Here is a 14,694-nt window from a genome sequence, read left to right as displayed (position 1 = left end):
GTAACATTTACCTAAAATATTCACAACTATTTTATATTGCCCCATGGGAAGCATGTAACATTCCGTCATGCATTTGACAAACCTATTTTACCATAGTAAAATATATCTAAATAAGTCGAAAAAGGTATCGTTGTTCTTTAACGGCAAAAAGGGATAGAAGCATGAACACGCATAGGGAAAGCAAGTACCGCACTGGTAATGAGTATGAGTATAACTATCAGGATGATTTCGGTTATCAAGAGCCTGGCAATCCGGATATGCAGGAGTTCCCGGATTATCAGGATTCCGATTATCAGGACGGACAGGAAGAATACCTGCGGCAGCGCAAGGCACGGCAGCGCAGGCGTCTGCGCGAGGAAAAGCGGCGCAGGCGTCTACGGCGTTTAAGGATGATCCGGGCAATTATAATCGGATGTATGTTCCTTCTCCTAGCTGTCCTCGTTTTTGCGGTACGCCTGATCTTCTTCCCAGGACCCGTCCGCCGGAAAGTTACGGCAGAAGCCGGAACCCAACTGGATATCAAGGATTTCCTAAAAAAAGAGGACGTAAAAGCTGAGTTCGTGACCGATGTCTCCGAAATCAGCCTCGACCATGTAGGGGAGCATAAAATCTTATTGAAAGCCAACGGGAAGGAGAGAAAATCCCGTCTGATTATCAAGGATACCATAGCCCCCAAAGCGAAAGCCGCCGATTCCGTGGTCAATGTGGGCGGTACGCGAAAGGCCGAAGAACTGGTCACGGATATTACGGATGCCACAGACGTAACTTGCTTCTTTGAGAAAAAACCGGATTTCTCAAAGGAAGGAACCGTATCCGTCACCGTCGTCCTGACAGATGAGGGCGGAAATAAAACAGAAGTAAAGGCGAATGTACAGGTCATCGTTGATAAAGAGGCGCCCGTCATTGACGGCGTTGCACCTTTAATTGGTTTCATCGGCGAGCCGATTTCCTATAAATCAACGATTACCGTCACGGACAACTGCACGAAACAGATTGAGGCGGCTGTGGATAACAGTCAAGTCGATACGAATACAGAAGGGGTATATCCTGTCGTCTACTCGGCAATTGACGATGCCGGGAACGAGGCGGAGGCTTCAACGACCATAACCATAAAGAAAAAACCGGAGAATTATATTACTCCGGAGGAAGCCTTAGGAGAAGCAGAAGCGGTATTGAACGAGATTACGACGAAGGACATGACCTTGAAGGAAAAAGCAAGGGCAATCTACAACTGGGCCAGGACAGAGATCGGCTATGTGAATACTTCCGAAAAGGACAGTTGGACCAACGGGGCACATCAGGGCCTTACAGAACGGACCGGGGATTGTTATGTGTTTTTCGCCACGGCGAAAGCATTGCTGACTCAGGCGGGAATTCCCAATCTGGACGTGGTAAAAAGTGATACCACGGAATCCAGTCATTTTTGGAGTCTGATTGACTGCGGAGACGGATGGTATCATTTCGATACTACGCCGCGCTATGGCACAGGCGACGATTTCTTTATGAAGACGGACGCCGAGATTTTGGAGTACTCCCAGAACCATGACAACAGCCATGTGTTTGACCAAAGCTTGTATCCCGCCACGCCGACAGAAGATTCGACGATTGAATAGTAGGGAGCGGGATCAATGGGCAGAGAGGGGCACAAGGATATGACTTTAGGCGTGATTGGCGGCATGGGACCCATGGCAACTGCGTATTTTATGGAACTAATCATCCGTATGACCGATGGGACGACGGACCAGGAGCATCTTCCCATGATTATTTATCATTCCCCCGGGATTGCGGACAGGACGTCCTATATTCTGGGGAACAGCCAAGAGAATCCGGCCTTAGATATCATCCGAATCGGACGCTTGCTTGCCTTGCAGGGCGCGGCATGTATCAGTATCCCATGCATTACTGCCCACTATTTCCACAAAGAACTGTCCGAACAGATTCCAATCCCGATTATCCACGGGATACGCGAGACTGCCTTAGAGCTTCTGGAAAACCATGTGAAAAGAGCCGGTATCATGGCGACCGACGGAACGCTCCAAAGCCGCCTCTTCCAGACGCAGTTAGAAGAGGCTGGGATTGAGCCAGTCATCCCGGCTGCCGGTTTCCAGAAGATGGTGATGGAGCTGATTTATCAGGATATAAAAGCCGGTAAGCCGGTAAGGCCAAAGCATTTCCAAAGCGTGTCCGCACATCTTTGGGAGCGGGGCGCAGAGGTGATTATCCTTGGGTGTACCGAGCTTTCCCTGATTAAGAAGGAGTTTCCCATTGGCGAAGGATATTTGGACGCCATGGAACTGTTGGCACAGAGATCTATCCTGCAATGCCGCGGCAGGTTAAAGAAAGAGTATCAATGTTTGATTCGTTAAAACAGGAGTAAAGGACATGCAGAGAAATATCTTAGAATATCTGGAATGTACGGCCGGAAGGTTTCCGGATAAGATTGCATTTGCAAATGAGGCTATGGGCATGACGTTTGGGGAAGTATCCCAGGTTTCCAGAAATATCGGGACCTGTCTCTTGAAGAGGGGATATCAGAAGGAACCTGTGGTCATCTATATGCAGAAGCATCCCCACATGATTGCCGCGTTCTGGGGCGTGGTATACAGCAGCTGCTTCTACGTTCCCATAGATGAAGAGATGCCCAAGTTCCGGATATCCCTGATTTTTCAGAACCTAAAGCCCCGGGCAGTCATATGCGATGAGACCACCTGTGGGGAGATAAAGGATATCCGGGATTTTGAGGGTGAAATCCTGCTCTATGAAGAGATTGCAGAAGAACCGGAGGATTTTGGGCTGCTTGCAGCAATCCGGGACAGGGCGATTGATACCGATCCGATTTATATCGTATTCACATCCGGCTCAACAGGCGTGCCAAAGGGTGTTTTAGCGTGCCACCGGTCTGTCATTGATTACGTAGAAAATCTCACGGAGGTATTGGGGATTACGGAAGATTCCGTTCTGGCAAACCAGACGCCATTGTATTTTGACGCCTGTTTAAAAGAGTTATTTTCCAGCTTAAAATGTGGGGCGACCACCTACCTGACCCCGAAATCATTGTTTATGTTCCCGGTCAGGCTGGTGGAATTCCTGAATGAATACAAAATCAACACCGTCTGCTGGGTCGTCTCGGCGCTGACTATGATTTCGTCTATGAATACATTTGACAAGATAACGCCCAAATATCTGCACACCATTGCCTTCGGCAGCGAAGTATTCCCGGTCAGGCAGTTTCGGTTGTGGAAAAAAGCCTTGCCGGACGCCCGCTTCATCAATTTATACGGGCCTACGGAGGCAACGGGAATGAGCTGCTATTACGAAGTAGAGAGGGAGTTTGAAGAAGGAGAGAGTATTCCCATTGGACGCCCGTTCAAAAACACGGAGATCCTGCTTCTTGACGGGGATAACAAGATTCCCAAGAAGGGAGAGCCGGGAGAAATCTGTATCCGAGGCACGGCGCTGACATTGGGCTATTATAAGGATAAAGAGCGCACGGACCAGGTGTTCGTCCAGAACCCGTTGAACGACTGTTACCATGAATTAATCTACCGTACCGGAGACATTGGGAAATATAATGAATACGGGGAATTGCTTTTCCTGTCCAGAAAGGACTGCCAGATCAAACATATGGGACACCGGATTGAGCTTGGTGAGATTGAAGCCCATGTACACCAAGTGGATGGGATACACAGTGCATGTTGTATCTATGATAAGGAGAAAGAGAAGATTACCCTTTTCTACTCAGGGGTGATTGAGACAAAGGAGCTTGTGGCCAACCTTAAAAAAACGCTGCCCAGGTACATGATACCGAATCATGTCTATTCTTTGGAGACCATGCCGCTGACGGCAAATGGGAAGGTTGACCGTACAACGCTGAAACAGATGATAAAAAGCGAGAGAACAAGGAGAGAATAAGATGGATGCTTTATTGGAAATTTTAACGGGCCTGCACCCAGAGGTGGATTTTGAGGCTTGTAATACACTGGTGGACGATAGTATCATTGATTCCTTTGATATCATCTCGATTGTTTCCGAGATTAACGACGCGTATGATGTGGTAATCCCGGCAGAGGAAATCATACCGAATAATTTTAACTCCGCCAGGGCTTTGTATGAGTTAATTCTCCGTCTGGAAGACGAGTAGGCGCGCTATGCTGTTTACGTCCTACCGATTTATCGGGTTTATGGCAGCCGTATTTCTGCTGTATTACCTGCTCCCTAAGAAATGCCAATGGCCGTTCCTGCTTGCGGCAAGTTATACGTTCTACTATATTGCAAACCCATACTATCTGATTTTCATTGGCGTGACCACGGTTTCTACGTATGCGGTAAGCCTGCGGATTGATGCATGGAAGGAACGGCAGGACGCTTATCTGAAATCACACAAGGATACGCTGAACCGTGAGGAAAAGAAGGCGTATAAGGCCTCTGTGAAAGCAAAACAGTGGAGGTGGCTGCTTCTCTGCCTGGTCTTCAATCTGGGGATTCTTGCAGTATTAAAGTATACCAACTTCATGATTGCCAATCTGAACGGACTCCTTGAGGCTTTCGGGAGGGGCGGCAGGATTTCGTTCGCAGACCTTATTCTGCCCATGGGGATTTCGTTTTATACGTTCCAGACCATGGGCTACATCATTGACGTGTACCGGGGGACATGCCGGGCGGAAAAGAATCTGTTCCGGCTGGCTTTGTTCGTGTCGTTTTTTCCGCAGTTGGTGCAGGGACCTATCAGCAGGTACAACGACCTTGCAAAGTCCCTCTATGAGAGGCACGATTTTGATACAAAGACCGTATCTTACGGGTTGTACCGTATCCTTTGGGGGTATTTCAAGAAAGTTGTTGTCGCCGACCGGATTCTGGCTGCCGTGAATACAATCATAAATGACCCGGAAACCTATCAGGGCGGATTCGTGTTCGTGGGCATGCTGTTCTATGCATTAGAACTATATGCCGACTTTACCGGAGGCATAGACATTACCATCGGAATTGCCGAGACCATGGGGATTACGGTAACAGAGAACTTCTGGCGTCCTTACCTCTCTAAGAACATCAAGGAATACTGGAAACGGTGGCACATTACGATGGGAACATGGTTCACGGATTATATTTTTTATCCCATATCTGTGTGTAAGCCTATGCTGAAGCTTTCCAAGTTCTCACGGAGAAAGCTTGGCGACTTCATCGGGAAGCGGGTTCCGGTGTATCTGGCTTCCTTTGCGGTCTGGTTCACGACAGGAATCTGGCATGGGGCAAGCTGGAATTTTATCGTCTGGGGACTGATGAATTTCGTGGTAATCATGGTCTCTCAGGAATGTGAACCGCTATATGGGAAATTCCATGCCAGATTTGACGTCAAAGGGAAAAAATGGTATGGGGCTTTTGAAATTTTAAGGACTATATTCCTGATGAGCAGCCTGCGTATGTTTGACTGTTATCGGGATGTACCGCTTACATTCCGTATGTTCGGAAATATGTTCTCCCATTTCCGGCTGCAGGATTTGACCAAAGAAGCATTCTTAGGGCTTGGGCTTACGGGGGCGGACTACATCGTATTATTCATCTGCCTTGCAGTGATGGTTACAGTAAGCCTGACACAGGAGAGGAAGGGGAGTGTGCGGGATCTGATATATGCATCGCCGGAGATTTTCAGGTATGTGGTTTTCCTTATGATGGTACTGTCAGTCGTTATTTTCGGGGCATACGGAATCGGTTACGACCAGAGCCAGTTTATTTATAATCAGTTTTAGATTCATGCAATACCGTATCGTTTAGGAGGAGACAAATGCGAAGGAAGAAGATGCCTGCATGGGTTCCAAAGATTACCGTATTTTTTGCGGCGTTATTTGCCATATTATTTTTCCTGCAAAGGCTTCTGATGCCGAAATATATGACCGATATCGTAGAAGGCGCGCTGACTGCCGAGTATTATGAGGAGACCACGAATCACGAGGTGCTGTTTGTGGGGGACTGCGAGGTCTATGAAAATTTTTCGCCTATCACCCTATATCAGGAGTATGGAATCAGCAGCTACATCCGTGGTTCCGCCCAACAGCTTGCATGGCAGTCTTACTATATGCTGGAGGATACCCTTCGTTACGAAACGCCGAAAGTCGTTGTATTCAATGTGTTGGCGCTGAAATATGACGAGCCCCAGAGCGAGGCGTATAACCGCATGACGCTTGATGGGATGCGGTTTTCACGTACGAAAATAGATGCAGTCAAAGCGTCCATGACCAAAAATGAGAACCTGCTGGATTATCTGTTCCCGATTCTGCGGTATCATTCCCGTTGGCCTGAATTGTCGGCGGAAGATTTTCAATACCTGTTCCACAGGGACAAGATTTCCCACAACGGCTATTATATGCGGGTGGATGTCCGCCCCACAGAAGGATTTCCCGAACCGGACATTCTGGCAGATTACACTCTGGGCAGTTATGCCATGGGATATCTGGATCGGATGCGGGAATTATGCGAGGCTAACAATATAGCGTTAGTCCTTGTTAAGTCCCCGAGCCTGTACCCCAATTGGTACGACGAGTGGGACGCCCAGATTGCCGCATACGCCGGGGAATACGGGCTGGATTATTTTAATTATGAAAAACTTGCCGAGACGGTAGGAATCGACTATCAGACAGATACCTACGACGCCGGGCTGCACCTGAACCTTGCCGGCGCAGAGAAGCTTACCGGATATTTAGGCAAATATCTGAAAGAAGCTTACCAGCTTACAGACTACCGATACGACCCGGATTATCAGAGCGCCTATGCCAAAAAAATCCGTTTTTATGAGGAGATGGAAGCCGCCCAGCGCGAGGAACTGAGAGAGTATGGGGAAATCAGAAGTTTTTAGAATGTGAAACAAAGGAGGAAAAGTATGAAGAGCAGAAAAGGTATGTTAGCGGCAGCGCTGTTAACGGTTGTGTTATGTATCGCCGGATGCGGCAGTCCGGACAAGGAGGGAACATCCGGAGAAGTTTCGTCCGGCGGGGGATACTCCTTCACCAGTGGTTCCACGAAAATCGAGATGGGAAAAGATGCGTCGAAGATCGTGGAATCATTAGGGGACGCAGATGATTATTTCGAGTCGGAGAGCTGCGCTTTTGAAGGGCTTGATAAAGTGTATTCCTATCCTGGGTTCAAACTGAACACTTATCCTAAGGACGGCAAAGATTATGTATTATCCGTTGTGTTCATGGATGACACGGTTTCCACGGAGGAAGGCGTCAGCATTGGAAGCACGAAGGATGAAGTAACGAAAGCCTACGGGGATGCGTCGGAAGAATCCGCATCCAAGCTGGTCTACGAGGATGGGGATACGAAGATGACGATAGGGCTGAATGGAGACAGTGTTTCTTCTCTGGAAATCAGCGCTGTGGTAGAAGAGTAATCACATGGAATAAGAGTCCTGAGTATGCTGAAACACTTTTTTCCATAGAGGGAGATAAGGGTATCTTTGATGGCCTGGAAATTTCAAAACTTGATCAGGCCTGTGAAAGGGCTTTAATGCAAATAGAGAAAATATGAAACGATGCAGAGCGAAACTGGCAACTACTAGGTGACGTTTATGCCAGAAATTTGCTTTTTATGCCAGAATAATTGCTTTTTATCTGCCGTAGCTTTAATATTAAAGTTGGATTTTGAAGATGGGCAGGAGCAGGATTGGATAATGCTGCTGTGATTAATAGCGAGGAAAGAGGAGAAAACATGAGAGAGAAAAAGAGAATTCTGAGCATTTTAATTTCCTTGTGCATGGCGTTTACCATGATAACAGGAACAGCCTTAGCGGCAGATACCGCGTCGCAGACAGAGACAGAAAATGACGTCGCAGAACCGGAAACCCTGGTAGAGAATGATACCACAGAATTTCAGATTAATGTGGTCCATACGAACGATATCCATGCAAGAATTCTGGAAGATGACTGGAATCAGGTGATTGGGCTTGCGAAGGTAAAGACCTATATCGATCATGCGTCCCAGGGAAAAGATTTGTCGCTGACGCTGGATGGGGGAGATACCTTCCACGGGCAGTCTATTGCCACTCTCGTGCGGGGCGAGTCGGCTGCGGAAGTACTGGGCGCCTGCGGATATGATGCCATGACAGTTGGAAACCATGACTGGAATTATGGGAAAGACCGTCTGAAAGAACTGGAAAATATTGTAAGACAAAATGGAAGCCCCCAATTTTCCATTCTCGCAGGAAATGTAGTCAATGAAAATAAAACCATGTTTTTAGATCAGCAGTATCTTACAAAGGAAGCCAAAAAGGACGGAAAAACATTAAAAATCGGAGTATTCGGAGTGATTGACCCAGCAATTTATCATGCAACTGCCCCTGAGAATGTAGAAGGACTTGAGTTTACGGATATGGCAGTTTATGCTGGGAAAGCGGCGGCAGAACTGAAAGCACAGGGATGCCAGATCGTAGTTGGTATGGCACACTGTATCAATCCGAAAAGGCTGGCTTCTTCTGTGGATAGTGTGGACCTGTGGATTGCAGGGCACGAACATACAACGATGAACGAGACTGTTACAAGACCGGACGGCGGGACAGCCCTGGTTGTTGAGACAGGATATAATCTTTGGAATTTTGGAAATGTAGATATCATCTGTACATTGGATCAAGACGGAAATCTGGCAGAAGACATCAAAATGACAGAAAATCTGGTGGATTATGACACAGGCAAGGCTATGGATGCAGACCCGGATGTACAGGCTCTCTTAGACGGCATTACAGAAGAGCAGAAAACAGTGCTTTCCCAGCCGGTAGGCTATGCCCCGGAAGACTTGGACGGAGTATGGGAGCATATCAGAATCGGTGAGACAACCATGGGCCGGGCTATTACGGATGCATATCTTCTGGCAACCGGGGCAGACATTGCATTTGAAAATGCAGGAGGTATCCGCGATTCGATTGGAAAGGGGACGGTTACTTATCAGAATGTGCTGAATGTATCGCCTTATGGAAACTACATTGTGACAAAAGAACTAAGCGGCAAAGAAATCTTAGAGATGCTCGAGACCTCTCTGGATATCATGAAGGCAAATATAGAAGCAAATGAAAAAGGCGACTATGACGGATGGCCGGATAACAGTGGAAATATGCTGCAGGCAGGCGGGATAGAGGTGAAGTATAACTTGTCTTTGGAGAAGGGAAGCAGGATACTTGGCGCGCTCGTCCAGGGAAAAGCAATACAGGAAGACAAAACATATACGGTGGCGATGAACAATTATCTTCCAAATGACATCAGTGACTATCCCCAGTTCGATGGAAAGGCCAATCTGCATGAATACCAGGCATGTGAGGATGCTCTGGCAGCATACTTAGGCCAGCCTGAGAATGTGGTACTTGAGGGAATCAGCCGTGCGCGCCTCATAGCAGCCGATGGGAAACCGGACAACAGCGGCCAGCCGGACAACAACGAAAAACCCGGCCTTAACGGCCAGCCAGACAACAACCAAAACCCTGGCCAAGATGGAAATGATAAACAGGAGGCCAGTAAGCCGAAGCCGGCTACGCCTGCATCCACGGATACAAAAAAAGGCGTTAAGACCGGTGATGGCAAAAATATAGAGTTATACTTGCTGCTTGCGCTCATTGGAGCCGGCGGAATTGTTGTCACATTGAAAAAAGCTGCTATTAACAGTTAGATTTACAAGTTCAAAGCCAATGCTGCCGGCAGGGCCGGTTGTTTGCAGGCCAGATGGCGAAAATCATGACAAAGCCTTCTGGTCTGCTTTTCGTCTGTTAATCCACAGTAGGAACAGTGACGGGAACCGAATATCACTGGGAGCCGCTGGAACTGGAAGATTCCTATGGAAATGTGGCTGCTTAGTTGCTATAATATATTTGAGCAGAATTTGAGACAGAGAAACAGTTTGAAGATGACGGAAGGAGCGCGGAATGAGATGGCGATGAGAAAGAAGAAACTTCCGATAGGAATTGAAAATTTTGAAGAACTTAGGAAAGAAGATTTTTACTATATTGATAAAAGTGGGCTTATTGCGGAATTACTCCATAATTGGGGAGCAGTGAATTTATTTACCCGCCCCAGAAGATTTGGGAAAACGCTGAATATGAGTATGCTGGAACAATTTTTCTCACTGAATGGGGATAAGCGTATTTTTGACGGGCTGGATATTTCAAAGGAAACTGCGCTTTGCGAGGAATATATGGGAAAGTATCCGGTTGTATCCATTTCCCTGAAAGGAATTGACGCCATTAATTATGAAACGGCATTTCGTATGGGAGCCAGGGCTGTCAGGCGGGTGGCTGGGGAAGTGCAGTATCTTCTAAAGAGCGATGTGTTAAGTGAAAGTGACAAACTGGAATATCAGAGTCTTTTGGACAGCAGCATGGATGAAGCAACATTTTGTGACAGTTTGAGAATACTGTCAGAAATGTTAGAGAAGCACCATAATCAAAAGGTTATCCTGCTGATAGATGAATATGATGTCCCATTGGCAAAGGCTCATGCGAACGGATACTATGAGCAGATGATCTCCCTGATCCGAAGCCTGCTTGGAGAGGCGCTGAAGACAAACACCAGCCTGAAATTAGCAGTGCTGACCGGGTGCCTTAGGATTTCAAAGGAGAGTATCTTTACCGGGCTTAATAACCTGAAAGTGTTGACGATTGCGGATGAGCGTTTTGATGAATACTTTGGTTTTACAGATAAAGAAGTGAAAGACCTTCTGGAGTATTATGATGTAACGGATCATTATGAGGAAGTAAAGAGATGGTATGACGGATATCAGTTTGGAAATGTAGAAGTGTATTGCCCCTGGGATGTGCTGAACCATTGCGACAGGATCAGAAGCGAGCCTCATGTACAGCCGGAAAACTACTGGATCAATACCAGCAGTAATGACGCTGTGAAACGGTTTATAGAAGAATCCGCTAATTCTGTGACCAAACGGGAGATTGAGCGTCTGGTGGCAGGGGAAGTCATTACAAAGGAAATCCATCAGGAACTCACGTATGCGGAAGTATACCAGTCCATTGATCATATCTGGAGCCTTCTTTTTACCACCGGGTATCTGACCCAGCGTGGAAAATCGGAAGGCAGGCAGATGAAATTGGCGATTCCCAATCTGGAAATCCGGGATATTTTTGAGACGCAGATCATGGAATTCTTTAAGGAGAACGTCCGGGAAGACGGGGAGATGCTGAATCGTTTTTGTGATGCCTTGCAGAATGAAGATGCAGAAAATGTAGAAAAGATTTTCACGGAGTATTTAAGGAAGACTATCAGTATCCGAGATACGGCCGTAAGAACAGAGATGAAAGAAAACTTTTACCATGGAGTGTTGCTTGGGATCTTAGGAGTGAAAACCCGCTGGGGCATTTCTTCCAACCGTGAAATGGGTGAAGGTTATGCAGATATCCTTGCAGAACCGGACACCGGGGATATGGGGATTATCATAGAAGTAAAGTATGCCCATGACGGAGATTTGGACGGGGCATGTAAGGAGGCATTAAAGCAGATCAAATATACAAAGTATGAGGATGACCTTGAAGATGATGGGGTAGAGAATATCCTGAAATATGGAATTGCATGTTATAAAAAACGGTGCAGGGTCATGCTGGCAGAAAAACACATAAAATAATCGATACAAAAACCGAAAGGAAACCTATGAGAAAACTAGCCTTAAATGATGAAATATTACTAAAAATCGAAAAGCCCGCCCGCTACATCGGCGGGGAGGTCAACAGCGTCATGAAAGACACTGAAAAAGTGGACATCCGCTTCGCCATGTGTTTTCCGGACGTATATGAAATCGGCATGTCCCATCTGGGCATCCAGATTCTCTACGACATGTTCAACCGTCGGGAGGACGTATGGTGCGAACGCGTCTATTCCCCATGGGTGGATTTGGATCAAATCATGCGCAAGGAAGAGATTCCCTTATTTGCCTTAGAATCCCAAGATCCTATCCGGGAATTTGATTTCCTTGGGATTACGATTCAGTACGAGATGTGCTATACCAACATCCTCCAGATATTAGAATTGAGCCAGATCCCTCTGTCTGCCTGTGACCGGGACGATTCCGTTCCCATCGTGATCGGAGGAGGCCCGTGTACTTACAATCCGGAACCGTTGGCAGAATTTTTCGATTTGTTCTACATCGGAGACGGAGAGACGGTCTATGGGAAGCTGTTGGATGCTTATAAGGAAAACCGTAAGGGCGGCGGTTCACGGAAAGATTTTCTGGAAAAGGCGGCAGAGATCGAAGGAATCTATGTGCCTGGGTTTTATGAGGCGGCTTACAGGGAAGACGGAACCATCGAATCCTTTACTCCTGTGAACCCACATGCAAAAGCCACGATTCAAAAGCAGATGGTGAAAGATCTCACCGGTACGTATTACCCTAAGGCGCCCGTCGTCCCATTTATCAAAGTGACCCAAGACCGCATCGTCCTTGAAATCCAGAGGGGCTGCATCCGCGGATGCCGCTTCTGTCAGGCAGGGATGCTCTACCGGCCGACCCGTGAGCGGAATGTGGAAACACTGAAACAGTATGCTTATCAGATGCTTAAAAATACCGGGCATGAAGAGATTTCCCTGAGTTCTTTAAGCTCCAGCGACTACAGCCAGTTAAAAGAGCTGGTGACGTTCCTGATTGAAGAGTTCAAAGGCGACGGAATCAATATCTGCCTGCCTTCCCTGAGAATCGACGCATTTTCACTGGACGTCATGGGCAAGGTGCAGGATGTACGCAAGAGCAGCCTGACATTCGCACCGGAGGCAGGTTCCCAGCGGATGCGGGATGTAATCAACAAAGGACTGACCGAGGAAATTATTCTGGACGGCGCAGGACAGGCATTTGCAGGCGGCTGGAATAAGGTCAAGCTCTATTTTATGCTGGGGCTTCCCACCGAGACGGAGGAGGATATGAAGGAGATCCCTCGTCTTGCCGACAAGATTGCCAGAAGGTACTACGAGATTCCTAAGGAACAGCGAAACGGGAAATGCCAGATTACCACCAGTACCTCCTTCTTTATCCCAAAACCATTTACGCCGTTCCAGTGGGCGAAGATGTACAGCAACGAAGAATATATCGCAAGGGCGGCCGTCGTGAAGCATGAATTTCAGGAACAGTTGAACCGGAAGAGCCTGAAATATCACTGGCATGACGCGGAGGTGACGGTATTAGAGGGCGTCTTTGCCAGAGGCGACCGGAAGCTGTCCAAGGTTATCCAAGAAGCATATCGGCTGGGATGCCTCTACGATTCCTGGACGGAGACTTTTGACAATGAGAAATGGATGAAAGCCTTTGCAAATACTGGTGTGGATATCGGTTTTTATAATTTGCGGGAACGAGATGCAGACGAAATCTTCCCGTGGGATTTCATCGATATCGGCGTGACGAAAGATTTCCTGTACCGGGAATGGCAGCGGGCGCAAAAGGGAGAGGTAACGCCGAACTGCCGGGTAAAATGCTCCGGCTGCGGCGCCATGAAGTACAAAGGGGGTGTCTGCGTTGAAGGCAAGAATTAAATTTCGGAAATATGGCATCATGCGTTTTATCGGCCATTTGGACGTCATGCGCTTCTTCCAGAAGGCAATGCGGCGGGCGGGGATTCCGATTGCATTTACCGGAGGCTACAGTCCGCATATGATCATGTCCTTTGCACAGCCGTTGGGAGTCGGCATCACAAGCGACGGGGAATACCTGGATATTGAATTGAAGGAAGCGGTTGATTGTGCCAAGGCGGCCAGGCGGCTGAATGAAGTGATGGTGGAAGGAATAGACGTCGTAAATATGGTCCCGATACCGGAGGACAAAAAATGCAGCGGCATGACCATTGTTGCCGCCGCAAGTTACAGGGTAACGCTTTTGGAGTCTGCCAAATCTGCTGAGATTACAAAAGAAATTCCAGCCTCTTGGAAGACGAAGATTGAGGAATTCATGGGGCAGGAGAATATCGTAGTCCTAAAAAAGACGAAACGCAGCGAGACGGAAACGGATATTAAACCGATGATTTATCAGATGCAGTGGAATGTAGACGGCATTGAGCTGTTTTTGGCCGCGGGAAGTGAGCAAAATCTAAAACCAGACCTTGTAATGGGTGCGTTTATTGGATTTGTGGGAGAAGAACCAGAGCGTGTTCCTTTTCATTACCACCGGCTGGACGTATATGCAAAATGCAAGGAAGGGACAGACGGCTTTCTGCCGTTAGACAGATTCGGATTACAGGAGTATGAGAATGAGCAAAAAAGAAGTCAAGACCAATGCTATGAGAATCTTAGACCGTCAGAAGATTCCATATGAATATGAAGAATATGAATGCGGAGATTTTATTGACGGTATACAGGTGGCCGACCAGTTAGGCTACGACCATGCACTGGTCTATAAGACGTTAGTGACGACGGGGAAATCGGGACAGCATTATGTGTTCGTCATCCCCATTGAGGACGAGATCGATTTCAAAAAGGCGGCGAAAGCCGTAGGCGAGAAATCACTGGAAATGCTGCACCTGAAAGACCTGACCAAAGTGACCGGCTATGTGCGGGGCGGATGTACGGCAATCGGCATGAAGAAGCAGTATCCTACGGTTATCCAGGTGGATGCATGCGGCCTGGACTATATCCACGTAAGCGGCGGAAGGCTGGGCATACAGCTAAAATTAAGCCCCCAACACCTTAGGGAGGCGGCCGGTGCCAGTTTTGCCGATGTTATATTTAAGTAAGCCAT

At 47.5% G+C, this 14,694-nt stretch carries 12 protein-coding genes; all 12 read left to right on the top strand.

The window, feature by feature from the left end; all coding sequences use genetic code 11:
• Positions 1-161 precede the first annotated feature (161 nt).
• Complete coding sequence (locus tag AC6I3O_RS12950) at positions 162-1,613, top strand: transglutaminase domain-containing protein (RefSeq protein ID WP_497851246.1); 1,452 nt, start codon at positions 162-164, stop codon at positions 1,611-1,613.
• Between the two features lie 15 nt (positions 1,614-1,628).
• Positions 1,629-2,366 carry a cysteate racemase gene (gene cuyB / locus AC6I3O_RS12945; RefSeq protein WP_497851245.1) on the top strand — a complete coding sequence of 246 codons (738 nt, stop codon included), beginning with the start codon at positions 1,629-1,631 and terminating at the stop codon, positions 2,364-2,366.
• Between the two features lie 16 nt (positions 2,367-2,382).
• Entirely contained in the window at positions 2,383-3,912 is a 1,530-nt protein-coding gene (locus tag AC6I3O_RS12940) for an amino acid adenylation domain-containing protein (RefSeq protein WP_497851244.1), read from the top strand.
• Position 3,913: 1 nt separating this feature from the next.
• Positions 3,914-4,141 carry an acyl carrier protein gene (locus tag AC6I3O_RS12935; protein ID WP_497851243.1) on the top strand — a complete coding sequence of 76 codons (228 nt, stop codon included), beginning with the start codon at positions 3,914-3,916 and terminating at the stop codon, positions 4,139-4,141.
• A gap of 7 nt (positions 4,142-4,148) precedes the next feature.
• Positions 4,149-5,744, top strand: coding sequence for an MBOAT family O-acyltransferase (locus AC6I3O_RS12930; protein WP_497851242.1), 1,596 nt, complete (start codon positions 4,149-4,151; stop codon positions 5,742-5,744).
• Positions 5,745-5,779: 35 nt separating this feature from the next.
• Complete coding sequence (locus AC6I3O_RS12925; protein WP_497851241.1) at positions 5,780-6,847, top strand: SGNH/GDSL hydrolase family protein; 1,068 nt, start codon at positions 5,780-5,782, stop codon at positions 6,845-6,847.
• A gap of 24 nt (positions 6,848-6,871) precedes the next feature.
• Positions 6,872-7,384, top strand: coding sequence for a hypothetical protein (locus AC6I3O_RS12920; protein ID WP_497851240.1), 513 nt, complete (start codon positions 6,872-6,874; stop codon positions 7,382-7,384).
• A gap of 317 nt (positions 7,385-7,701) precedes the next feature.
• Positions 7,702-9,645 (top strand): bifunctional metallophosphatase/5'-nucleotidase, encoded by a 1,944-nt coding sequence (locus AC6I3O_RS12915; protein ID WP_497851239.1) that lies wholly within the window; start codon positions 7,702-7,704, stop codon positions 9,643-9,645.
• 258 nt (positions 9,646-9,903) lie between these two features.
• Complete coding sequence (locus AC6I3O_RS12910) at positions 9,904-11,604, top strand: AAA family ATPase (protein ID WP_497853467.1); 1,701 nt, start codon at positions 9,904-9,906, stop codon at positions 11,602-11,604.
• 26 nt (positions 11,605-11,630) lie between these two features.
• A complete protein-coding gene (locus AC6I3O_RS12905) occupies positions 11,631-13,496 on the top strand; it encodes a TIGR03960 family B12-binding radical SAM protein (RefSeq protein WP_497851238.1) in 1,866 nt (621 codons plus the stop codon).
• Positions 13,480-14,271, top strand: a complete 792-nt coding sequence (locus tag AC6I3O_RS12900) for a TIGR03936 family radical SAM-associated protein (RefSeq protein WP_497851237.1) — start codon at positions 13,480-13,482, stop codon at positions 14,269-14,271. Before AC6I3O_RS12905 ends, AC6I3O_RS12900 begins: the two co-directional genes overlap by 17 nt.
• Positions 14,207-14,689 carry a Cys-tRNA(Pro) deacylase gene (gene ybaK, locus AC6I3O_RS12895; RefSeq protein ID WP_497851236.1) on the top strand — a complete coding sequence of 161 codons (483 nt, stop codon included), beginning with the start codon at positions 14,207-14,209 and terminating at the stop codon, positions 14,687-14,689. The genes AC6I3O_RS12900 and ybaK overlap by 65 nt, the downstream gene beginning before the upstream one ends.
• The last annotated feature ends 5 nt before the right edge of the window (positions 14,690-14,694 follow it).

It is taken from the genome of Sporofaciens sp. St.21A7 (assembly GCF_059728535.1).
The sequence above is the reverse complement of the archived record's forward strand: the minus strand, read 5'-3'. Positions and strand labels throughout refer to the sequence as shown.